The organism is Streptomyces sp. NPDC012835 (assembly GCF_042900885.1).
Lineage (GTDB): Bacteria > Actinomycetota > Actinomycetes > Streptomycetales > Streptomycetaceae > Streptomyces.
The window spans coordinates 1,278,078-1,300,598 of the sequence record NZ_JBIBBW010000002.1; the positions used below are offsets into that span (position 1 = coordinate 1,278,078).

The 22,521-nt window shown below is 72.4% G+C and carries 22 protein-coding genes; 4 read left to right on the forward strand and 18 right to left on the reverse strand.

Annotation, left to right across the window (positions count from 1 at the left end):
* Positions 1-127: 127 nt before the first annotated feature.
* Together ACFY6S_RS13140 and ACFY6S_RS13145 are read right to left on the reverse strand one after the other, a co-directional pair.
* The gene (locus ACFY6S_RS13140) at positions 128-1,027 is read right to left on the reverse strand and encodes a S1 family peptidase (protein ID WP_388826685.1); all 900 of its coding nucleotides are present in this window, start codon (positions 1,025-1,027) and stop codon (positions 128-130) included.
* 236 nt (positions 1,028-1,263) lie between these two features.
* A complete protein-coding gene (locus ACFY6S_RS13145; RefSeq protein WP_388826688.1) occupies positions 1,264-2,064 on the reverse strand; it encodes a DUF1684 domain-containing protein in 801 nt (266 codons plus the stop codon).
* A gap of 489 nt (positions 2,065-2,553) precedes the next feature.
* Between ACFY6S_RS13145 and ACFY6S_RS13150 the strand changes: the two genes are divergently transcribed.
* Positions 2,554-2,991 (forward strand): cell division protein SepF, encoded by a 438-nt coding sequence (locus ACFY6S_RS13150; protein WP_388826691.1) that lies wholly within the window; start codon positions 2,554-2,556, stop codon positions 2,989-2,991.
* 26 nt (positions 2,992-3,017) lie between these two features.
* On the opposite strand, the gene ACFY6S_RS13155 is transcribed toward ACFY6S_RS13150, so the two are convergent.
* Positions 3,018-4,316 (reverse strand): acyl-CoA dehydrogenase family protein, encoded by a 1,299-nt coding sequence (locus ACFY6S_RS13155; protein WP_388826694.1) that lies wholly within the window; start codon positions 4,314-4,316, stop codon positions 3,018-3,020.
* A gap of 118 nt (positions 4,317-4,434) precedes the next feature.
* Complete coding sequence (locus ACFY6S_RS13160; RefSeq protein WP_388826697.1) at positions 4,435-6,159, reverse strand: MFS transporter; 1,725 nt, start codon at positions 6,157-6,159, stop codon at positions 4,435-4,437.
* A gap of 435 nt (positions 6,160-6,594) precedes the next feature.
* Here ACFY6S_RS13160 and ACFY6S_RS13165 point away from each other — a divergent pair, with 435 nt between their 5' ends.
* Positions 6,595-7,590: a phosphatase PAP2 family protein gene (locus tag ACFY6S_RS13165; protein ID WP_388826700.1), complete on the forward strand. Its 996-nt coding sequence runs from the start codon at positions 6,595-6,597 to the stop codon at positions 7,588-7,590.
* 68 nt (positions 7,591-7,658) lie between these two features.
* Here ACFY6S_RS13165 and ACFY6S_RS13170 read toward each other — a convergent pair whose 3' ends face one another.
* Positions 7,659-7,874, reverse strand: coding sequence for an I78 family peptidase inhibitor (locus ACFY6S_RS13170; RefSeq protein WP_388826703.1), 216 nt, complete (start codon positions 7,872-7,874; stop codon positions 7,659-7,661).
* A 448-nt stretch (positions 7,875-8,322) separates the two neighbouring features.
* Here ACFY6S_RS13170 and ACFY6S_RS13175 point away from each other — a divergent pair, with 448 nt between their 5' ends.
* Together ACFY6S_RS13175 and ACFY6S_RS13180 are read left to right on the forward strand one after the other, a co-directional pair.
* On the forward strand, positions 8,323-9,111 hold the full coding sequence (locus ACFY6S_RS13175) for a hypothetical protein (RefSeq protein WP_388826706.1): 789 nt from the start codon (positions 8,323-8,325) through the stop codon (positions 9,109-9,111).
* Positions 9,112-9,263: 152 nt separating this feature from the next.
* A complete protein-coding gene (locus tag ACFY6S_RS13180) occupies positions 9,264-9,560 on the forward strand; it encodes a hypothetical protein (RefSeq protein WP_388826709.1) in 297 nt (98 codons plus the stop codon).
* An 82-nt stretch (positions 9,561-9,642) separates the two neighbouring features.
* Here ACFY6S_RS13180 and der read toward each other — a convergent pair whose 3' ends face one another.
* From der to ald, 13 genes are all read right to left on the reverse strand, one after another.
* The gene (der, locus tag ACFY6S_RS13185; protein ID WP_388826712.1) at positions 9,643-11,103 is read right to left on the reverse strand and encodes a ribosome biogenesis GTPase Der; all 1,461 of its coding nucleotides are present in this window, start codon (positions 11,101-11,103) and stop codon (positions 9,643-9,645) included.
* Between the two features lie 72 nt (positions 11,104-11,175).
* Positions 11,176-11,760, reverse strand: a complete 585-nt coding sequence (locus tag ACFY6S_RS13190) for a lysophospholipid acyltransferase family protein (protein WP_388826853.1) — start codon at positions 11,758-11,760, stop codon at positions 11,176-11,178.
* A gap of 65 nt (positions 11,761-11,825) precedes the next feature.
* A complete protein-coding gene (gene cmk / locus ACFY6S_RS13195) occupies positions 11,826-12,539 on the reverse strand; it encodes a (d)CMP kinase (protein ID WP_388826715.1) in 714 nt (237 codons plus the stop codon).
* Between the two features lie 126 nt (positions 12,540-12,665).
* Positions 12,666-13,751 carry a prephenate dehydrogenase gene (locus ACFY6S_RS13200; protein ID WP_388826718.1) on the reverse strand — a complete coding sequence of 362 codons (1,086 nt, stop codon included), beginning with the start codon at positions 13,749-13,751 and terminating at the stop codon, positions 12,666-12,668.
* Positions 13,748-14,110, reverse strand: coding sequence for a chorismate mutase (gene aroH / locus ACFY6S_RS13205; RefSeq protein WP_388826721.1), 363 nt, complete (start codon positions 14,108-14,110; stop codon positions 13,748-13,750). The genes ACFY6S_RS13200 and aroH overlap by 4 nt, the downstream gene beginning before the upstream one ends.
* Before the next feature lie 155 nt (positions 14,111-14,265).
* Positions 14,266-15,288, reverse strand: coding sequence for an ADP-ribosylglycohydrolase family protein (locus tag ACFY6S_RS13210; RefSeq protein WP_388826724.1), 1,023 nt, complete (start codon positions 15,286-15,288; stop codon positions 14,266-14,268).
* Complete coding sequence (locus tag ACFY6S_RS13215) at positions 15,285-16,052, reverse strand: NUDIX domain-containing protein (RefSeq protein WP_388826727.1); 768 nt, start codon at positions 16,050-16,052, stop codon at positions 15,285-15,287. Before ACFY6S_RS13215 ends, ACFY6S_RS13210 begins: the two co-directional genes overlap by 4 nt.
* A gap of 144 nt (positions 16,053-16,196) precedes the next feature.
* Complete coding sequence (locus ACFY6S_RS13220) at positions 16,197-17,456, reverse strand: pseudouridine synthase (RefSeq protein ID WP_388826730.1); 1,260 nt, start codon at positions 17,454-17,456, stop codon at positions 16,197-16,199.
* A complete protein-coding gene (scpB, locus tag ACFY6S_RS13225) occupies positions 17,456-18,178 on the reverse strand; it encodes an SMC-Scp complex subunit ScpB (RefSeq protein ID WP_388826734.1) in 723 nt (240 codons plus the stop codon). The genes ACFY6S_RS13220 and scpB overlap by 1 nt, the downstream gene beginning before the upstream one ends.
* On the reverse strand, positions 18,175-19,152 hold the full coding sequence (locus ACFY6S_RS13230; RefSeq protein ID WP_388826737.1) for a segregation and condensation protein A: 978 nt from the start codon (positions 19,150-19,152) through the stop codon (positions 18,175-18,177). The genes scpB and ACFY6S_RS13230 overlap by 4 nt, the downstream gene beginning before the upstream one ends.
* 48 nt (positions 19,153-19,200) lie before the next feature.
* Positions 19,201-19,791 (reverse strand): hypothetical protein, encoded by a 591-nt coding sequence (locus ACFY6S_RS13235; protein WP_388826856.1) that lies wholly within the window; start codon positions 19,789-19,791, stop codon positions 19,201-19,203.
* Positions 19,788-20,909, reverse strand: coding sequence for a ParA family protein (locus ACFY6S_RS13240; RefSeq protein WP_114625862.1), 1,122 nt, complete (start codon positions 20,907-20,909; stop codon positions 19,788-19,790). The genes ACFY6S_RS13235 and ACFY6S_RS13240 overlap by 4 nt, the downstream gene beginning before the upstream one ends.
* Before the next feature lie 382 nt (positions 20,910-21,291).
* Positions 21,292-22,407, reverse strand: coding sequence for an alanine dehydrogenase (gene ald, locus ACFY6S_RS13245; RefSeq protein ID WP_388826741.1), 1,116 nt, complete (start codon positions 22,405-22,407; stop codon positions 21,292-21,294).
* Positions 22,408-22,521 lie beyond the last annotated feature (114 nt).

Sequence of the window (22,521 nt, forward strand, 5' to 3'; positions counted from 1 at the left end):
CGCGCAGCGGGCGCGCGCCCCGGCGTCCTCGCGGAGAGACGGAGGCGAGCCCCCGCCGGAGAACCAGGCGGAGACTCGCCCCCGGACCCTTGTCAGGGCCGGGCCCTGTCGGTCGGTCGCAGGCCGGTCAGACGAGGCTGACCCCGTAGGCGCTCAGGGCCGCCGTCACGGGCTGGAAGTACGTGGTGCCGCCCGAGGTGCAGTTACCGCTGCCGCCCGAGGTCAGGCCGATGGCGAGCGAGCCCGAGTAGAGCGGGCCGCCGCTGTCGCCGGGCTCGGCGCAGACGGTGGTGCGGATCAGACCGTTGACGATGTCACCGCTGCCGTAGTTCACGGTGTAGTTGAGACCCGTCACCGATCCGCTGTGGATACCGGTCGTGGAGCCCCGGCGGGTGACCGACATCCCGTTGGTCGCGTTGGCCGCGCCGGTGATGGTGACGCTGCCCACGGTGCCGGGGTGCGCCAGTGCGGTGTTGGAGTACCGCACGAGACCGTAGTCGTTGCCGGGGAAGCTGGAGCCGGCCGACGGACCGATGCTGGTGGTGCCCGCCGAGCTGGTGTACCAGGCCGGGAGACCCTCGGTGCAGTGCCCCGCGGTCAGGAAGTAGTACGTGCTGCCGCTGCGGACGTTGAACCCGGCCGAACAGCGCCAGCTGCTGGTGTAGACGGCGTCGCCGCCCGAGATGAGCTTGGAGAGCTTGCCCGGGGTGCGCTCGACGCGCAGCGCGCCCGCGTTGGAGCCGGCGGCCTGCTTGAGGCTCGCGATGTCGGCCTGGGTGACGGTCGAGTCGACCTGGACGACGAGCGCGTTGGTCGCCGGGTCGACGGCCCAGGCGGTGCCCGCGACATCGGCTTCCAGGACGGCTTCGCTCGCGGCGGAGAGCTGGTTGGCGCTGAACGTGGGGGCCGGGGCCGCGTTCGCGGTGGGCATCGCGAGCGCCGCGGCCGCGGCGAGTCCGGTGGTGACGGCGATCAGACGCGCGCGTCTCGTCATGGCGCTGAGGGGGTTGGTGCGCTTGATCCTCACTGGTCGTTCCTCCCGAGGGGAATCGGGGGCCCGTTGTGGGGTTCCGGGGCCCGTGAGGCGCGGTTCGACGGCGCGGGGCGGACAGGGGTCTCCTGACCGCACCACGCCCCGACCGGCGCTGCACGGGAGTATTGGCCGCCTCAACTCCCGGCGCAAGAGGGCCTTTTGGCCGTACGCGTGACCAGTGGTGCGCATGGTGCCCGGGTGTCACGGGAGACGCCGGCGACCGGCACGGATCAGTCCGTGCGTACGGTGCGCTCACCCGCCGGGACCGCGATCGGGAGGGTGTTGCCGGGCGGCGGGAACGGGCAGATGAAGTGGTCGGCGAAGGCGCAGGGCGGCAGCAGCGCCCGGTTGAAGTCGACCGTCACCGTCCCGTCGGCGGCCGGTGCGCCGGGCCGCAGAAAGCGGAAGCGGTAGCTGCTCCGGCCGCTGGTGGCGTCGGCGAAGACCGCCCAGAGCGAGCCGTCCGGTTCGACCGCGACCTGGAGGGTGTGCTCCGCGCCGCCGGCCGTGAAGACGATCTCGCCGCCGAGCCCGAGGCCGCGTTCCCGGCCGTCGGCGTTCTCGACCCGTACCGTACGGCCCGTGTCGTACGGCCGGAATCGGCCGGGCAGCGTCCAGCGGCCGTCGTACGGGGTGGCCTCCACGGACCGGAAGGCGCGCCGCGCGGCGGAGCCCGGGTCGAAGTCCCGTACGGCCCAGAGCCCTTCACGGCGCAGGACGACCAGCCTGCGCGGCCCGGCCGCGATCCGGGAGTCCTCGAACGGGCCGCTGTCGGCGGTCAGCGCGATCTCCCCGGTCAGCGGCTGCCCGTCGGCGGTCAGCCCGTCGTCGGCCGCCGCCGTCAGCGTCACCTCGTCGCCGGCCTCGCGCCACACCCCCGGCAGCCCCGGAACGCGCCCTTCCGGGTGGTCGGCGAGCCAGTGGGTGGCGACGAGGGAGAGCGGCCCGTACGGCGCCGTGACGGCGGCGGCGCGGCGCTCGTGCCACTCGTGCCACTCCAGCGCTGCGGTGGCGGTGGAATCCGTGCTCATGCTGATCAGCCTTTCCGGACGGCCCCGGGGGCCGGGGAGGTCCTCCGGAGGAGCGCCGCGCGGTGCCCGGATATTCCGGCCCGGCGCCGTACGGGTGTGCGCCGTCGCGCCGGGTCGCGGCCGGCCTGAGCGACCGTCAGGACCGGGACGGTGAGGCCGTCGTAGTGGGTGACGCGCAGGGTCTGACCATTCCGAACACTTTGTCCCCCCGTGAGCCGTTCCACCTGAGCGGAGCGCATCGTAACGAGTGAGCGACCGCCCCCGCCGATTCACCCGTACGTCCCCCGCGTCACCCGTCTGGACGGAACATAATATTTTGGGTCGATTCATGGGCCTTATGCTGGAAGAACCTTGACGAACCGCCACATCTTCTGCACCAGTACCGTCACGGATCGCCTGCGCGCCGACTATCCCCTTGGCGCGCGATCCGCATGATGGACGACCATAGGGATAGGGAACGTCATGTGACCGCGGTGAAAGGAGGCGTCCATGGGATCGGTGCGCAAGGCGAGTGCCTGGCTGGGCCTCGTTGAGGACAACGACGAGCGTTACTACGACGACGAGTACGCCGGGGGTTCGGAGAGTGGCGACGGCTGGAAGAGCGAGCCGCGCATGCGGGTCGCCCCCGAGGCCGCCCCGGAACGGCAGGCTCGCAGAATCGCCACGGTCTCCCCGGAGAGCTTCCGGGACGCCCGCGCCATCGGCGAACTCTTCCGGGCGGGCACCCCGGTCATCATGAACCTCACCCTCATGGAACCGGCCGACGCCAAGCGGGTCGTGGACTTCGCGGCCGGACTGATCTTCGGGCTGCGCGGCTCGATCGAGCGCGTGGCCACCCGGGTCTTCCTGCTGACCCCCGCCGACACCGAGATCGTCTCGGGCGACGAGTCGGCGGGGCGCCAGGACGGCTTCTTCAACCAGAGCTGAGCAGGGCGCTCACCGGTTCCAGGGCCTCACCGGAAGGCGTCGAGGCCGGTGAGCGCCTTGCCCAGGACGAGTTGGTGCATCTCCACGGTTCCCTCGTAGGTGAGCACCGACTCCAGGTTCGTCGCATGGCGCATCACCGGGTATTCGAGCGAGATCCCGTTCGCGCCGAGGATCGTCCGCGAGGTCCGGCAGATCTCGATCGCCTCCCGCACGTTGTTGAGCTTGCCGAAGCTGATCTGCTCGGCCCGCAGCGTCCCCGCGTCCATCCGCCGCCCCAGATGGTGGGCGAGCAGGATTCCCTTGTGCAGTTCGAGGGCCATGTCCGCCAGCTTGGCCTGGGTGAGCTGGAAGCCGCCGATCGGCCGGCCGAACTGCTCGCGCACCCCGGCGTACTGGAGCGCCGCCTCGAAGCAGGCGCGCGCCGCCCCCATCGAGCCCCAGACGATTCCGTAGCGCGCGTAGCTCAGACAGGTGAGCGGACCGCGCAGCCCGACGGCTCCGGGGAGTACGGCGTCGGCGGGCAGCCGCACCTCGTCGAGGACCAGTTCACTGGTGACCGAGGCACGCAGTGACCACTTATGGGTGATTTCGGGCGCGGAGAAGCCAGGGGTTCCGGCCGGTACGAGAAATCCCCTGATGTCCCCCGCGCCACCGTCGCCCCCGTCGCCGTCCGTCCGCGCCCAGACGACGGCGACGCCGGCCACCGAGCCGTTGGTGATCCACATCTTGCGGCCGGTGAGCACCCAGTCGGTGCCGTCGCGGCGCGCGCGGGTGCGCATGCCCGACGGGTCGGAGCCGTGGTCGGGCTCGGTGAGGCCGAAGCAGCCGATGGTCTCGCCCGCGGCCATCGCGGGCAGCCAGCGTTCCTTCTGCTCCTCCGAGCCGAAGCGGTGGATCGCGTACATGGCGAGCGAGCCCTGTACGGAGACCAGGGAGCGGATGCCGGAGTCGGCGGCCTCCAGCTCCATACAGGCGAGCCCGTACTGCACGGCGCTGGCGCCCGCGCAGCCGTACCCGGTCAGGGACATGCCGAGCGCGCCGAGCCCGCCGAGTTCCCTGGCCAGCTCCCGGACGCCGGGCAGCTCACCGCGCTCGTACCAGTCGGCGATGTGCGGCAGCACCCGGTCGGCGGCCCAGGCGCGCACGGTGTCGCGGATCGCCAGGTCCTCGGGGGACAGCAGGTCGTCGAGGCCGAGCGGATCGCCCGGGTCGAAGGAGGGCGTTCTCCTGGCGGACGGCGGCTTCGCCGCGGACGGGGACTCGGCGGCGGAAGGGGGCTTCGCGGCGGACGGTACGGACATGGGGAGACCTCCGGCGGCTCGCACGGCTGGGACGCGCCGCCCATGACCAGCGCCCCTCGGCGGACGGCGCCCCATCGGGCGACCGCCGCAGAGCGTGGAACCTAGCAGTGCTAGTTACGGGTGGCGGTCGCGACGTTACGGCTCAGTGCGCCGCTCGTCCAGACCCGGTCCGCCGGGCGGACCCGGCGCTCGCCCGGACGACGGCCTCCGGGAGCGCCCCGCGCGCGGCACCGGGCGCGGACGCGACGCGCGGCGCGACGCGGCGCTGCCCGGGCGCGGTGCGCTGACGTACAGACGTCGGTTCGGCGAGCGGCCCGTCCGCCCCCGGCGGCGGGCACTCCATGCGCCTCGGCAGCCGCAGCGCGGCCACCGCGCCGAGCAGCAGCAACGCCGCGCTCACCAGCAGCGTCACATGCAGTCCTTGCACGAACGAGTTACGTGCGGCGGTCCGCAGCGCCTCCCCGACCGGCCCACCGAGCCCGTCCGCCACCCGGTACGCCTCACCGAGCGAGCCGGCCGCGGCCGAGCCCGCCCCGCGCGGCACGCCCCGCACCGATTCAAGTCCCGGCGCGTACACCGCGTTCATCACACTGCCGAGCAGCGCTATGCCCAGGCCCGCGCCGAGTTGGTACGAGGTCTCGCCGATGGCCGCCGCGCCGCCCGCCTGGTCGGCGGGCGCCTCGCTGAGCATCGACTCGTACGCGCCGAACAGCGTGGTCTGGAGCCCGAAGCCCAGCAGCACGAACCCCGTGGTCAGCAGCGCGGGCCGGTCGTGCTGCCCCATCAGGACGAGCAGCAGTACGGCGGCGGCGGTGAGCACGAAGCCCCAGGCCACCATCCGGCGCGGTCCGGCCCGGCGCAGCGTGGCGGAGCCCGTGACGCCCGCCGCCATGGCGGCGAAGGTGAGCGGGAGCAGCCGCAGTCCGGTCTCCAGCGGGCTGAGCCCCAGGACCAGCTGGAGGTACTGGACGGCGATCAGCTCCAGGCCGACCAGGGCCAGCATGGCCAGGACGATGCAGCCGACGGAGGTGGCGAAGGTGGGCCGGGCGAACATCGACATGTCGATCAGCGGGTGCTCGCGGCGGCGCTGTCTGCGGACGAAGAGGATCAGGAAGGCCGCGCCCAGGCACAGCGGCGCGAGCGTCGCGGGGGTGAGCGGCCCCTCGCCCGCCCCGAGCCGCTTCACGCCGTAGACCACCCCGAGCACCCCGGCCGCCGCCGTCAGCGCGCCGGTGACGTCCCAGGGTCCGTCGGCCGGGCCCCGTGACTCGGGCAGGACGAAACGGCCGAGCGGCAGCAGGACGGCCAGCAGCGGGAGGTTGATCAGGAAGACCGAGCCCCACCAGAAGTGCTCGACGAGAAAGCCGCCGAGGACGGGACCGACGGCCGCGCCGATCGCGGCGACCGCCGTCCAGACACCGATGGCCATGGCGCGTTCGCGCCGGTCGGGGAAGACCGCGCGCAGTACGGAGAGGGTCGCCGGCATGATCATCGCGCCGCCGACCCCGAGCAGGGCGCGGGCGCCGATCAGCACCTCGGGGGTGGGTGCGAAGGCGGCGACCGCCGAGGCCGCCCCGAAGATCGCGTACCCCGTCAGCAGGATCCGGCGCCGTCCGACGCGGTCGCCGAGCGTGCCGAAGAGGATCAGCAGCGCGGCGCAGACCAGCGGGTAGGCGTCCACGATCCACAGCAGCGCGACCCCGCTGGGCGAGAGGTCGGCGGTGACGGCCGGCACGGCGACGTGCAGCACGGTCGCGTCGAGCGCGACCAGCAGCAGACTGACGCAGAGCACGGCCAGGACGATCCAGCGGTTGGCACCGTCGCCGGCGGCACGCGCGCGTGCTCCGGCCGTGGCGGTCCCGGACATCTGCGTACCTCCCAGTGCGTCCCTCGCGCTCGGCGGGCCCACCGGCCGGGAAGGCCCGCGGGACGGCCCGGCCTCGGGGCGAGTGAGCCGACAGCGTACGCGAGTGATCGCGCGTGCCGCATGGTGCCTGTCTCACGGCTCTGACCTGGGGGTGTGGCGTACGCCACTCCTCCGGGCGGGTGCCGGTGACCGCGAAGCGCGCGTGAGCGTGCGGGAAACTCCACGCGACTCCGCGGTGAACCATTTCCGTGCCGCGCTATGACACTTCCCGAAACCGCGTGGCGGTGAATAGAGACCAAGGTCCCTTGAATTTCGGGAACCACCACGGATAAGCCCCGGATAAAATACGAACCGAGACGCACTCCACATCACATCGTCATCACGAAGAGACCGGATCGACCGGTTCGGTCACTCACTCGCTGTAACGTCCTTTAGGTGCGTACCGACATCTTTGCCCGCCTGGACCGGGAGCCGGAACCGCCGAAGATAGAGACCCCGCGGATGAGCCGGACCCGCTCGGCTCTCTTCGGCGGGACTCTGGCGTTCTATGTCGCCATCGTCGCCGCCGTGCTCGTCTCGTCCCCGCTGGTGATCCTCGACTGGAAGATCATGCTCTTCCGGCCCTACCAGCAGTGGCCGGACCTGCACCCCTTCCTCGACTACTTCGTGGTGCTCGGCCAGCGCGGCCCGACCGCCGTGATGATCGCGGCCTGGCTGGGCTGGCGCTCCTGGCGCCAGCACACGCTGCGCCCGCTGCTGACGCTCGGCGCCGCGCTGCTGGCGCTGAACGTGAGCGTCGGCGCGGTGAAGCTCGGCCTCGGGCGGCTCGGCCCCCACTACGCGACCCAGGTCGGCTCGGCGGAACTCTTCGCCGGCGGCGATATATTTCCGTCGGGTCATACCGCCAACGCCGTCGTGACCTGGGGAATCCTCGCCTATCTGGCGACCACGCCACGAGCCAGGCGCTATCTGTCGATCATGTCGGCGCTGGTCGCGCTGGGGGTCGGCGCCACCACCGTCTACCTCGGGACGCACTGGCTGAGCGATGTGCTGCTCGGCTGGGCCGCCGGTCTGCTGATCCTGCTGGCGCTGCCCTGGGCGGAGCCGGTGATCGGCCGTGCCGAACAGATGATCCTGGAGGTGCGCGAGCACTGGCGGGAGGGCCGCAGACGGATGCTCGCGGCCCCGGTGGCCGTCGGGGTGCCCAGGACCCCGGTGCCGGTGCCCCACGAGGCGGAGCCGGCGGCGCACCCCGAGGAGGGGCCCTGCGAGCACGTGGGCGCCGGTCACGGCGGCCGCCCGGGAGCGGCCAGGGGCGCGGGACAGCTCACCGCCCAGCCCCGGCAGCACGCGGTGCGCTCGGAGCGGACCCCGGTGACCCCGGCGGGCAGCCGCCGCCCGCCGCGTTCCCGGCCGCTGACCGGCGGCTGAGCGCTCACCGTGGGTGAGCCCCGTCCTGGGCTCACCCACGGGTACGGATGGTGCCGCGGCGGCGTCGGTCAGCCGAGCCAGCAGCGGATCACCCGGCCGTCCTCGACCTCGAAGTTGATCCGGCTCGCGACGAACTCCATCGTGATGATCGAGCCGGGCGGCAGCGCGCGGACATGCGTCCAGCCGCGCTCCCCGGCCTGCCGTTCGGCGTTCGCGGCGTCGAGGCCGACATAGGACTCGGGGGCGTCGTGCGGCTGCGGGGGTGGAGTCGGTATCGGTGCCATACCACTCACCGTAGGCGGCCGGGAGCGGTGAAGGAAGCCGAACGGGATAGCCGTTCCGAAGGCTCGGGTACGTCGGCGGTCACGCTTGTGTCACAGGATCCCAACACGTTCCGGATGCGGCGCGTCTCACTCGTACGGCCCCTTCGGGCCTTACTTCCGAAGAATTCCGCGATCCCGACCATCACATAAATCTACCTTCACCGAATTACCCTTCCCGGACATCCCGGTGATCTTCCCGTCGCTTTTCCCGACCGGAGAATTCCCCGCTTTCTCCGCACTTCAAGTACCACGACGGAACCCACCGGGCGGCCGGTCACGGCGGGCGCCGGCCGTCCGGCTGGGCGGCGACGAGTTTCGGCCAGCGGCGTGACCCCTGCCACGGGTCGCCCGTTGTCTCTGTACGAGCCGGGAACAGCCCGGCCCACGCACCGAGTTCGAGGAGCCACCCGTGCCGCGCATGCTCGATGTCAGCGAGGAAGTCCGCGCCGAGATCGGCGACGAAGAAGCCGACCGGCTGCTCGCCGGCGAGAACTCCCCGGGCAGCTACGACTGCACCTCCTGCCGGACCCCCGGCGACTCCGACCAGGAACGGACCAGCACCGTCCTGTTCGTCGGTGAGGAGACCGCGGTTCTCGCCTTCGCCCACGCCACTTGTATCCCCTCCCAGGTCGTCCAGGTCGCCGAGGACCAGCTCAAGGGCGCGGTCCGTTCGATCACCGGCAGCGAGCCGCAGCCGTCCGGTGGCCCCGCCGTCGGCGGTGGCGGGCAGGCCGTCCTCGGTGTCACCAGCGGTCTGGTGCTCATCGAGGACGAGCTGCACCCCGCCCTGGTCGTCGAGCCGACGGCCCCGATCGCCCGCCCCGGCTCGGACAGCGTCACCGACGAGTTCCTCCAGCTCCTGATCGAGCAGGGCTTCCAGCCGGTCGGGGACCTGGACAAGGCGCCGGGCCCGCTGGACGGCTGGTCGGTGCTGCTCGCCATGGGCCAGCTGCACGCCGTGCTCCAGCCCGGTACGGGCGGCGGCAGCCCGGTCGCCTGGTGGCAGGCCCACCAGCCGCTCCAGGTCACCGAGGGCTGGCGGACCGCGGCGAACAAGTCGAAGACGGTCCTGGTCTTCGCCGCCCCGGTCGGCTCGATCGGGCAGCAGCCGCGCGAGGACCTGATGCGCGACGCCCTGGAGAAGGCCGCGGCGAACGGGCAGCTGGTCGCCGCCGCGATGCCGCTGGCCGGTACGTGACCCGGGCCACCAGCCCCACCGGCCGGCTGCGTCCACCACCGGCGCAGGCGAATTCCGCCGGGAGCCCGCATCCCGCGGCCGACGGGGTCGTTGGCAGATACGTGCACTCATACGACCCCTCCCGCGCCCCGTACCAGAGCCAGATCCCTTCCATGCGCCCCGCGCACGACGGGGGGAACGGGTTCTCCACGACCCCGATCTACGACGCGCTGTACTCCGAGTTCCGCCGCTCGTTCCGGGCCCTGCCCGGCGACCGGAGCAATGAGGAGAATCTCGGCTTCACGGCCTTCGGCACCGGTCTGCACGCCTCGCACGGAGGCTACGGCGGGTACGGGGGATACGGCGGCCTCGGCCACACGCCACAGGCGGGTTCCTGGCAGCGGGACCCCCGGCAGCACGGCGGACGCCCCCAGGCGGCGCTGCCCCCGGGGCCGCGCCGCTCGATCTGAACGGCGAGGCCCGGGGGGGGCAGGCAGCGGAAAGCGGTGGGGCCCGGTACGGATGATCCGCACCGGGCCCCACCGCTTTCCGTCACTTCTTGCGGCCGCGCTTCTCACGCACCCGCACGGAGATGTGGATCGGGGTGCCCGTGAAGCCGAACTCCTCGCGCAGCCGGCGCTCCACGAAGCGCCGGTAGCCGTGCTCGATGAAGCCGGAGGCGAAGAGCACGAAGCGCGGCGGCTTGGTGCCCGCCTGGGTGCCGAACAGGATGCGCGGCTGCTTGCCACCGCGTACCGGGTGCGGATGGGCGGCGACCAGCTCACCGAGGAAGGCGTTGAGCCGGCCGGTCGGCACCCGGGTCTCCCACCCCGCGAGAGCCGTCTCGATGGCCGGGACGAGCCGCTCCATATGACGGCCCGTACGCGCCGAGACATTCACCCGGGGCGCCCACGCGACCTGGGCCAGCTCGGTCTCGATCTCGCGCTCCAGGTAGTAACGGCGCTCCTCGTCGAGCGTGTCCCACTTGTTGTACGCGATGACCAGCGCGCGGCCCGCCTCGACGGCCATCGTGATGATCCGCTGGTCCTGGACGGAGATGGACTCGCTCGTGTCGATCAGTACGACCGCGACCTCGGCCTTCTCGACGGCGGCGGCGGTGCGCAGCGACGCGTAGTAGTCCGCGCCCTCCTGGAGGTGGACCTTGCGGCGGATGCCCGCCGTGTCGATGAACTTCCAGGTGGTGCCGCCCAGCTGGATCAGCTCGTCCACCGGGTCGCGCGTGGTGCCCGCGACCTCGTTGACGACGACCCGGTCCTCGCCCGCGACCTTGTTCAGCAGGGAGGACTTGCCGACGTTCGGGCGTCCGATCAGCGCGATGCGGCGGGGGCCGCCGAGCACCGTTCCGAAGGTCTGCTCCGGGGCCTCCGGCAGCGCTTCGAGCACCGCGTCGAGCATGTCGCCCGTACCGCGCCCGTGCAGCGAGGAGACCGGGTGGGGCTCACCGAGCCCGAGCGACCAGAGCGCCGTCGCGTCGGCCTCGCCGCTCTGTCCGTCGACCTTGTTGGCGCAGAGCACCACGGGCTTGCCCGCCTTGCGCAGCAGCCGGACCACGGCCTCGTCGGTGTCGGTGGCGCCCACGGTGGAGTCCACGACGAAGACCACCGCGTCGGCGGCGCCGATCGCGTACTCCGCCTGGGCGGCCACGGAGGCGTCGATGCCCAGCACGTCCTGCTCCCAGCCGCCGGTGTCGACGATCTTGAAGCGGCGGCCGGCCCACTCGGCCTCGTAGGTGACGCGGTCCCGGGTGACGCCCGGCTTGTCCTCGACCACGGCCTCGCGGCGGCCGATGATGCGATTCACGAGCGTCGACTTGCCGACATTCGGGCGCCCGACGACCGCGAGGACGGGCAGCGGACCGTGACCGGCCTCGTCGATCGCGCCCTCCACCTCCTCGGCGTCGAAGCCTTCCTGGGCGGCAAGCTCCATGAAGTCCGTGTACTCGGCGTCGCCGAGCTCTCCGTGTTCGTCGCCGGAGTCGATCTGGTCGTTCATGAAGTCCGTACCTCGTTCATCGTGATCGGTGCGCCGCGTCTCGCGGCGCACTACTGAAGTCGCGAATAAGTCCTACCGCCCGGTGAAGCGCCGGGCGTACTCCAGGTGGGCGGTCAACCGCTCCTGGATGCCTGCGGTGGCCTCGTCCAGGGCCTTGCGCGTGCGCCGCCCGCCGCCGCCCGCCGTGAAGGCGTCGCCGAAGACGACGTCCACCCGGCTGCGCAGCGCGGGCAGGCCCCGTATCAGCCGGCCGGGGCGCTCCGTGGAGCCCAGCACCGCGACCGGCACGACGGGCGCTCCCGACCGTACGGCGAAGTACGCGAGCCCGGCACGGAGCGAGGCGAAATCCCCCTCGCCCCTGCTGCCCTCCGGGAAGATCCCCAGCACCCCGCCGTCCGCGAGGACCCCGAGCGCGTCGGTGATCGCGGTGCGGTCGGCGACCGAGCGGTCCACCTCGATCTGTCCGATGGAGTGCAGGAACGGATCGAGGGGGCCGATGAACGCTTCCTTCTTGATGAGGAAGTGCACCGGCCGGGGCGCCGTGCCCATCACCATCGGGCCGTCGACGTTGTGCGCGTGGTTCACCGCCAGTATGACGGGCCCGTGCGCCGGCACGCGCCAGGCACCCAGCACACGCGGCTTCCACAGCCCGTACATCAGCCCGATGCCGATGCCCCTGCCGACCGCCGCGCCCCGCTCCGAGGGCGGTGCGCCCGTCGCGCTCACCCGGCGGCCCGCTTCTCCTCGACCAGGGTCACCACACACTCGATGACCTGCTGGAGCGTGAGGTCCGTGGTGTCCACCTCGACCGCGTCGCCGGCCTTGGCGAGCGGAGAGGTCTTACGGGTGGAGTCCGCCGCGTCCCGCTTGACCAGGGCCTCCCGGGTGGCGGAGACATCCGCCGCCTCCTTGCCCTTCAGCTCACCGCTGCGCCGGGCGGCGCGGGCCTCCGGGGAGGCGGTGAGGAAGATCTTGAGGTCGGCGTCGGGCAGGACGGTCGTCCCGATGTCCCGGCCCTCGACCACGATGCCCTCGGCGGCCGAGGCGGCGATGGAGCGCTGGAGTTCGGTGAGGACGGTGCGTACCTCGGGCACGGCGCTGACCGCGCTGACCCGGGAGGTGACCTCCTGGGTACGGATCGGGGCCGCCGCGTCCGCGCCGTCCACCGTGACGGTCGGGTTCGCCGGGTCGGTGCCGGAGACCAGGGCGGGCTTGCCGGCGGCCGTGGCGACCGCGCCGGCGTCGTTCACGTCGACACCGTTGGTGATCATCCACCAGGTCATCGCGCGGTACTGCGCGCCGGTGTCCAGGTAGCTCAGCCCGAGCTGCGAGGCGACGGCCTTCGAGGTGCTCGACTTGCCCGTGCCGGAGGGCCCGTCGATGGCGACGATCACCGGCTTCCGCACGGTCCGGACGGGGGATGCTCCTGTTTCCACGGGGGGCGGACACCTTCCTGGTTCACGGGGTGGATGTGCGGGGACGCGCACACGCCCCCGCACAAGGTTACCGAGTACTCAAGGCCGCCCGTGCCGCCGGTGGTACCGGCCGTCCCCCGCCGCCCGCTACTGCCTGATCGACCAGCCGCGCTCGCGCAGGGCCGCCGCGAGAGCGGGGGCCGCCGCCGGCTCCACCATGAGCTGGACGAGGCCCGCCTGCTGGCCGGTGGCGTGCTCGATCCGTACGTCCTCCACGTTGACCCCGGCGCGGCCCGCGTCGGCGAAGATCCGGGCCAGCTCGCCCGGCCGGTCGCTGATCAGGACGGCCACGACCTCGTACGCCGCCGGGGCCGTGCCGTGCTTGCCCGGCACCCGCACCCGGCCCGCGTTGCCGCGCCGCAGCACGTCCTCGATGCCGGCCGCCCCGCTGTGCCGCTTGCTCTCGTCGGCGGACTGGAGGGCGCGCAGCGACTCGACCGTCTCGGTGAGGTCGGCGGCGATCCCGGTCAGCACGTCGGCGACCGGGCCGGGGTTGGCGGAGAGGATCTCGACCCACATCGCGGGGTCGGATGCCGCGATGCGGGTGACGTCGCGGACACCCTGCCCGCACAGACGTACCGCCGTCTCGTCGGCCTCTTCGAGACGGGCCGCGACCATCGAGGAGACCAGCTGCGGGGTGTGCGAGACGAGGGCGACGGCGCGGTCGTGGGCGTCGGCGTCCATGACGACCGGGACGGCGCGGCACAGCGCGACCAGCTCCAGGGCCAGATTGAGCACCTCGGTGTCGGTCTCCGGGGTCGGGGTGAGCACCCAGGGACGTCCCTCGAAGAGGTCCGCGGTCCCGGCGAGCGGCCCCGAGCGCTCCTTGCCGGCCATCGGGTGCGTACCGATGTACGCGCTCAGGTCGGCCCCCAGCGCCACCAGCTCGCGCCGGGGGCCGCCCTTGACGCTCGCCACGTCCAGATAGCCGTGGGCCAGGCCGTCGCGCATCGCGGCGGCGAGGGTGGTGGCGACATGGGCGGGCGGTACGGCGACGATCGCCAGGTCGACCGGGCCGTCGGGCGCCTCGTCGGTGCCGGCGCCGAGCGCTGCGGCGGTACGGGCCCTGGTGGGGTCGTGGTCGCTGAGGTGGACGGTGACTCCGCGCCCGGCGAGCGCCAGTGCGGCGGAGGTGCCCATCAGGCCCGCGCCGATGACGAGCGCGGTCCTCACTGGGCGATGTCCCTGCGGAGGGCCGCCGCGGCGCCGAGGTAGACGTGGGCGATCTCCGACTTGGGCAGGCCGGACTCGATATGGGCCAGTATGCGCACGACGCGCGGCAGGGCCCCGGCGATGTCCAGCTCCTGGGCGCAGATCAGCGGAACGTCGACGATACCGAGGCTCCGGGCCGCCGCTGCGGGGAAATCGCTGTGGAGATCGGGGGTGGCCGTGAACCAGATGCTGATCAGGTCGTCGGACGTGAGCCCGTTGCGCTCCAGGATCGTGGCGAGGAGCTGCTTGACCTGCTCCCCCATGTGCCCGGCCTCGTCCCGCTCCAGCTGGACTGCCCCACGGACCGCTCGTACCGCCACGACGTTCTCCTCGGTGATCGACTGCTCGGCCCAGCGTAGTGCCGGCCGGGTGCGCGCGCGGCCGGGTCCCCCGCCGCCGGGACCCGCCACGCGGGGGCGGGTCCCGCGTGCCGGGCCGGCCCGGTGCCGAGGCCGGGAGTCACCATCGGGCGGGGTCAGGAGTCCCAGAGGGCGCCCAGCGACATCAGGTCGCTCCGGTACTCGATCCGCCCGGCCCACTCCTCGGGCCAGGCGCCCGCCCCCAGATGGGCCCCGGCGAAGGCGCCCGCCAGGCAGGCCAGGGAGTCGGAGTCGCCCCGGGTGCAGGCGGCGCGGCGCAGGGCGGTCAGGGGGTCGGTGGGGAAGAGCAGGAAGCAGAGCAGGGCGGTGGCGAACGCCTCCTCGGCGATCCAGCCGTCGCCGGTGACCAGGCAGGGGTCGGTCTCGGGCGAGGGTGTGCGCAGGGCTTCCTGGAGGCGGTCGAGGACCACGATGCACTCGTCCCAGCCGCGCGCGATGAACGCCTCGGGCGTCGGGTCACCGGACAGGCTCCAGAGGTCGCCGAGCCAGCGCCGCCGGTAGTGCTCCCGGTGTTCGTAGGCGTACGAGCGCAACTGCCCCACCAGCGCCCCCGGTTCACCGCCGTGCACCAGCAGGTAGACCGCGCGTGCCGTGAGGTCGGAGGCGGCGAGGGCGGTCGGGTGTCCGTGCGTCAGCGCCGCCTGGAACTGCGCGGCGCCGGCGCGCTGTTCGTCGCTCAGGCCGGGGACGAGCCCGATCGGCGCGACCCGCATGTTGGCGCCGCAGCCCTTGGACTCCATCCGGCTGGCGCGCTGCCAGGGCTGCTCGCTGTCGAGGAGCCTGCACGCCGTCAGGCAGGTGTTGCCGGGGGCGCGGTTGTTGTCCGGCGAGTGGTACCAGGCGACGAACTCGTCCCGCACCGGCCGCTCCAGCCGCAGCGGACCGAGCACGCCCCGGTCCATCGCCGTCCTGATGCCCCGCGCGAAGGCCAGCGTCATCTGGGTGTCGTCGGTGACGAACGCCGGGTCCGGCAGGGCCATCTCCCGCCAGGGTCCGCACTTCGCGAGAATCGAGGGCACGTCGTTGAACTCGGTCGGGAAGCCGAGGGCGTCGCCGAGCGCGAGCCCGATCAGCGAGCCGGTGGCTGCCTGTTTGGTGAGGGTTCTCGCGATGATCATGCGGTCCGTCCTTCCGGTCGATCCGGTCGCGGCAGAGGTGGATGCAGCGTGGTGGCGGCGCCCGCGCGGTACAGCGCCGCCGGTTTGCCACGCCCGCCGGTCCGGCGCGGCCGTCCTTCCAGCGCCTCGACGAATCCGGGCGTGGTCAGCACCTTGCGCCGGAAGTTGGGGCTGTCGAGCCGCACGCCCCAGACCGTCTCGTACACCTGCCGCAGCTCCCCGAGCGTGAACGCGGGCCGGCAGAACGACGTGGCGACGCAGGTGCGTTCGAGCCGGGCACCGATCCGGTCGTAGGCGTCGGCGAGGATGCGTCCGTGGTCGAAGGCGAGCGGCTCGGCCCCGGTGAACGGCGTCCAGCGGGCCGACGCCGCGTCTCCCCCGCCGCGCGGTTCCGGGAGACCCGGTACGAGCGCCGCGTACGCCACCGACACGACCCGCATCCGGGGGTCGCGGTCCGGGGCGCTGTAGGTGCGCAACTGCTCCAGGTGGAAGGCGCCGGCCGTCTCCTCCGACAGCCCGGTCTCCTCGGCGAGTTCACGCAGGGCGGCCTGCCCTGCGGACTCCCTCGGCCGTACGAAGCCACCGGGCAGCGCCCACGTGCCCCGGTACGGCTCCTCGCCGCGCTCCACGAGCAAGACGTGCAGCCGGCTGTCCCGGACGGTGAAGACGGCGAGGTCGACGGCGACCGCGAACGGCTCGAAGGCGGCGGGGTCGTACCCCTCGGGCAGACTCGGCGGTCCTGGCGCGGCATCGGTGAGACTCACCCCGGCCCTCGCCTCCCCCGGCTTCCTTTATGGTCACCCTGACTATAAAGCGGGGAGGGTTCGCCGGACAAGACGGACGCCGGAAAGGGCAGAGGCCCGCGGCCGGTGGCCACGGGCCTCTGCCCTTCGTTCGACGCGGCGGGTCTACAGGCCGACTTCCTTCATCAGCATGCCGACCTCGGTGTTGGTGAGCCGGCGCAGCCAGCCGGACTTCTGGTCGCCCAGCGGGATCGGGCCGAACGACGTGCGCACCAGCCGGTCGACCGGGAAGCCCGCCTCGGCGAGCATGCGGCGGACGATGTGCTTGCGTCCCTCGTGGAGGGTGACCTCGACGAGATAGTTCTTGCCGGTGTTCTCCACGACGCGGAAGTGGTCGGCCTTGGCGTAGCCGTCCTCCAGCTGGATTCCGTCCTTGAGACGCTTGCCCAGGTCGCGCGGCAGCGGGCCCTGGATGGCGGCGAGGTAGATCTTCTTCACGCCGTACTTGGGGTGGGTGAGGCGGTGGGCCAGCTCTCCGTGGTTGGTGAGCAGGATGATGCCCTCGGTCTCCGTGTCGAGCCGGCCGACGTGGAAGAGACGCGTCTCACGGTTGGTGACGTAGTCGCCGAGGTTCTGCCGGCCGTCCGGGTCGCCCATCGTGGAGACCACACCGGCCGGCTTGTTCAGCGCGAAGAAGAGGTGCGACTGGGTGGCGACGGTCAGCCCGTCGACCTTGATCTCGTCCCGGTCCGGGTCGACGCGCATGCCCTGTTCGAGGACGATCTCGCCGTTGACCTCGACGCGGGACTGCTCGATCAGCTCCTCGCAGGCGCGCCGCGAGCCCATGCCGGCGCGGGCGAGGATCTTCTGGAGCCGCTCGCCCTCCTGCTCGGCGCCCGGGTTGGTCCTCGGGGTCTTGATCGACGGCTTCTCGGAGTACCGGTCGCGGTTGCGCTGCTCGATCTTGGCGTCCAGCTCGCGCGGCCGGGACGAGGCACCGCGCCGGGGGCCACCGCGCCCGGCGCCGCCGCGCGCGGGCTTGGGGCCGCCCTTGGCGCCGCCCCTGGCCTCCGCGCCACGCGCGCCGGCACCCTTGCGGGCGCCGCCGGGCGCACCGGAAGCGGAGGAGCCGCCGGTGGGGCCCTCCGAGCGGCCGACGTCGTAGCGGCGCTCCTCGGGACGGGGACGGGACGGACGCTTCTGCTCGTCGTCGCGCCCGGCGTCCCGCCCGGCTCCCGTGCTCCGCCCGGCTCCTGTGCTCCGCCCGGCGCCCGCGCTCCGACCGCCGCCGACGCCACGGCCTCCGCCGGTGCCGCGGCCGCCGGCGGCGCCCCGGCCGTCCCGGCTGTTCCGGCCGCCGCCGCTCCCGCTTCCGCCGCCACCGCTCCGGTTGCCGCTTCCGCTGTTCCTGTCGTTGCTTCGCATCAAAGTTCCGTCTTGTCGTCTGCGTGGGTGTCCGGGGCGTACGGTGCGTCCGGATCGAACGACGGAACGCCTTCCTGGCTCTCGGCCTCGATCGCGTCCGCCTCGGGGAGGAAGGGCGCGAGTTCGGGTAGCTCGTCCAGGCCCCGCAGGCCCATCCGCTCCAAAAAGTAGTTCGTCGTCCTGTACAGGATCGCACCTGTTTCGGGTTCCGCGCCCGCCTCCTCGACCAGACCCCGCTGGAGGAGGGTGCGCATGACGCCGTCACAGTTCACTCCGCGCACGGCGGAGACCCGCGAGCGGCTCACCGGCTGGCGGTACGCGACGACCGCGAGGGTCTCCAGCGCCGCCTGGGTCAGCCGGGCCTGCTGGCCGTCCAGGACGAAGCCCTCGACCGCCTCCGCGTACTCGGGCCTGCTGTAGAAGCGCCAGCCCCCCGCCACCGGCCGCAGTTCGAAACCGCGCCGCTGGACGGTGTACTCGTCGGCCAGCTCGCGCAGCGCGTCCGCGACGGCCTGGCGCGGCCGGTCGAGGACCCGGGCGAGATGTTCCTCGGTGGCGGGCTCGTCGACGACCATGAGGACGGCTTCCAGGGCGGGCTTGAGGGCCGGCCGCGGGTCCGTCCCCGGCCGGTCCCGGTCCGTGCCCGGCCCCGGACGCGGGCCCGGATCCGCCGCAGTGCCGACGCCCCGGTCCGTCCGCGTACCGTGCCGCTCGTCGCTCATGTCCGCTCCCCGTCCCTCTCGCGCGTCCCGGACGGCCGCTCCGGCCGCTCGGTCCGCTCCCCCGCCGGTACCGCCGGGCGGTCGAACTCGTCGGTCACGGTCGGAGCCTCCCCGTCCCACCCGCCCGTCCAGCGGACCAGGAGCGGGCCGAGCGCCTCTTGCTGGTCCAGGGCGACGGCCCGCTCCCGGTACAGCTCCAGCAGCGCCAGGAAGCGCGCCACCACGGTCAGGGTGTCGGCGGCGTCCTCGGTGAGGGCCGCGAAGTCGGCCTCCCCGCACTCCCTCAGCCGGGCCACGACGAGCGTCGCCTGCTCCTGTACGGAGACGAGGGGGGCGTGGATGTGGTCGACGTACACCTGCGGCTCCGGTCTGGCCCGCGACGCCCGCGCGGCCAGCGCGGCCAGCCCCTCGGGGCCGACCCGGACGACGACCTCGGGAAGCAGCTCGGCGTGGTGCGGTTCGAGTCCCGCGGTGCGGGGGTGGCGCCGGGCCTCGGCGTCGAGGCGGGCGTCGAGGATTCCCGCGACCCGCTTGTACGCGCGGTACTGGAGCAGCCGGGCGAAGAGCAGATCGCGCGCTTCGAGCAGCGCGAGGTCCGCCTCGTCCTCGATCTCGGCGGCGGGCAGCAGCCGGGCCGCCTTGAGGTCCAGCAGGGTGGCCGCGACCACCAGGAACTCGGTGGTCTGGTCGAGGTCCCCGTCGGGTCCCATGGCCCTGATGTACGCCATGAACTCGTCGGTGACGGTCGACAGGGCGACCTCGGTCACATCCATCCGGTGTTTCGAGATGAGCTGCAGCAGCAGATCGAACGGGCCCTCGAAGTTCGCGAGCCGTACGGTGAACCGGCCCTCGCCCCCGGCGCTCTCCAGGACCGGTTCCCCGACCGGCGCCGCGGCCGGCCCGGCGGCTTCCACCGCCGCCCCGCGCCCCAGCGCGCGGCGGGGCGGACGGGCGGCGGTGGGCGGCGGAGGCATCGGGGGTCCTGATGACGGGGCGGGAGGAGCTGCTCGCGCAGGCTACCTTCAGCGTCCGCGCAGACGTCGTACGAGGATGCTCGCGTCGCCGCGCGATTCGAGGTCGGCGAGGACCACGGCGACGGCCTCGCGGACGATGCGCCCGCGGTCCACGGCGAGGCCGTGCTCACCGCGCAGGACGAGCCGCGCGTGTTCGAGGTCCATCAGCTCCTCGGCGGAGACATAGACCGTGATCTTCTCGTCGTGCCGTTCGCGTCCGCTGGGGCGCCGGTTGGCACCGCGCCCCCGGCGGCGCTGCTGACCGGCCCCCGGACCGCCGCCCGCCTGTGTCTGGCCGGGGGCGCCGGCCTCCTGCGTTCTGCGCCCCTTCATCGAGCCGGCCGCCTGCTCCGCCTCGGCGGACCGGCCGCGCGAGGGCTCGGCGGAGTGCGGGTCGGCGGCGGAGTGCTGCTCGGCCGGGGCCGGGGCCGTGGCTCCGGCGCCGCCCGGTCGCCCCTCGCCCGCCGGATCGCTCTCCCCGGCGGGCCCCGGCACCCGGGGCTCGCCGTTGGCGCCCCGCCGCTGCGAGGCGGGCGACGAGGAGGTCAGCGCCATGCCACCGGTCGTACGGAACAGCTCGTCGGCCCCGGGCAGACTCACTCGGCGTGACACCGGGCGAGCACCTCCCTGGCGAGCTGGCGGTACGCGGCGGCGCCGACGGAGTTGGAGGCGTACGTGGTGATGGGCTCACCGGCGACCGTGGTCTCCGGGAAGCGTACGGTCCGTCCGATCACCGTGTGGTACACGTGGTCGTCGAACGCCTCGACCACGCGCGCCAGGACCTCGCGGCTGTGCACCGTGCGGGAGTCGTACATCGTGGCGAGGATGCCGTCGAGTTCCAGCTCGGGGTTGAGCCGTTCCTGCACCTTCTCGATGGTCTCCGTGAGCAGCGCCACACCGCGCAGCGCGAAGAACTCGCACTCCAGCGGCACGATCACCTTGTGCGCCGCGGTCAGCGCGTTCACGGTCAGCAGACCGAGCGAGGGCTGACAGTCGATCACGATGTAGTCGTAGTCCTGGAGCAGCGGCTTCAGGGCGCGTTGGAGCGTGGACTCGCGGGCGACCTCGCTGACCAGCTGCACCTCGGCGGCCGAGAGGTCGATGTTGCTCGGCAGCAGGTCCATGTTGGGCACCGCGGTCTTCAGGAGCACCTCGTCGGCCGCCATGCCCCGCTCCATGAGCAGGTTGTAGACGGTGAGGTCCAGCTCCATCGGGTTCACGCCGAGGCCGACCGAGAGGGCTCCCTGCGGGTCGAAGTCGACGAGCAGCACACGTCTGCCGTACTCCGCGAGCGCGGCACCCAGGTTGATGGTCGACGTGGTCTTGCCGACGCCGCCCTTCTGGTTGCACATCGCGATGATCTTCGCGGGGCCGTGGTCGGTGAGCGGGCCCGGGATCGGGAAGTACGGCAGGGGACGCCCGGTCGGGCCGATCCGCTCGCGGCGCTGACGCGCGGCGTCGGGGGCGAGGGTGGCCGCGTACTCGGGGTCGGGCTCGTACTCGGCGTCGGGGTCGTAGAAGTGCCCCTCGGGCACTTCGCTGTAGTCGGCGAATGGGCTGGACTCTCGCCCGCCCTCGTTGCCGGCCATGGCGTTCACGTGTTGGCCGTCCATCATCTGGTGGGCTGTCGTCATGTGCTGGTGGGTGGCGAAGGTGCGGACAGCTACGGAGCCGACAGCCTCGAACCCGGACGACGGGTTCTGGCCCCTCACCGGCATACCTGGTTGACCACCCCCGGGAGTAAATGTCGACTCATTCACAAGTCGTCTTACCTCCTTGGACGGGACCAGGAAACTTTATCGATAGGTCAGCGTGGCACCATGCCGACGGTTGGCGACTCTATGGCGTGTCACCGCTTCGCAGCAACACAATCCGTCGGACCCGGCCCGATGTGTCGGTAACGGAACATCCCTCTGTCAAGGGCGCACAAGCCTCTCACCAAGGCAGGGTCCGCGTGTTTTCGGTACCCATCAAACGGTTGAAAACGTTATGTTCAAGGCGTGTTGACCGGGGGTTCGGCGGGGTGCGGCACGCGATCGGCCGGACCTCGGGGAGCAAGATCCGGCCGTTGACGCGAGGTTGACGTGGTGCGTTGACCCGTCAGCCGAGAAGTGTGCTCAATTCGGCGTGATCCAGCCCGTGGGCCTCGGCCACCTCGCGGTAGACCACCTGGCCCTCATGGGTGTTGAGCCCCTTGGCGAGGGCCGGGTCGCGGCGCAGCGCGCCCGCCCAGCCGTGGTTGGCCAGCTCCACGATGTACGGCAGCGTGGCATTCGTCAGGGCGTACGTGGATGTGTGCGGTACGGCACCCGGCATGTTGGCCACGCAGTAGAAGACCGAGTCGTGGACGCGGAAGGTCGGTTCGGCGTGGGTCGTGGGACGCGAGTCCTCGAAGCAGCCGCCCTGATCGATCGCAATGTCGACAAGTACACTTCCGGGCTTCATTCCGGCCACCAGTTCGTTGGTGACGAGCTTCGGCGCCTTCGCTCCCGGGATGAGGACGGCCCCGATGACGAGGTCCGCCTCGGCGACCGCCTTCCGCAGTTCGAAGGCGTTGGAGACGATGGTCCTGACCTTGCTGCCGAAGATCCGGTCGGCCTCGCGCAGCTTGCTGATGTCCCGGTCGAGCAGGGTCACCTGGAAGCCCATGCCGACGGCGATCTGGGTGGCGTTCCAGCCGGAGACCCCGCCGCCGATGACCACGGCCCGGCCCGCGGCCGTACCCGGCACGCCGCCCGGCAGCACGCCGCGCCCGCCGGCCGAGCGCATCAGGTGGTAGGCGCCGACCTGGGGCGCGAGCCGCCCGGCGACCTCGGACATCGGGGCGAGCAGCGGCAGGGCGCGGTTCGCGGTCTCGACGGTCTCGTAGGCGATGGCGGTGGTGCCGGAGTCGAGCAGCGCCTCCGTGCATGCCTGGGAGGCGGCGAGGTGCAGGTAGGTGAAGAGTGTCTGGCCCTTGCGCAGCCGGTGGTACTCCTCGGCGACCGGCTCCTTGACCTTGAGCAGCAGGTCGGCGGTGGCCCAGACCTCGTCGGCGGTGGGCAGGATCCGCGCGCCGGCGGCCGTGTACTCGCCGTCCGTGATCGAGGAGCCGGTGCCGGCGCCGTGCTCGACGGCGACCTGATGTCCCTGGCGCACCAGTTCGTGCACGCCGGCGGGTGTGATGGCCACCCGGAACTCGTTGTTCTTGACTTCGCGGGGGATACCGACCAACACGGCAGATCACGGTCCTTGACTCAGGGGACTCCAGGGGCAATCCCATACATACCCGGACACGTATGGCGCACGGGAAGACACCGCGAACGACTGCGGCAGAGCCAGTTTAATGAA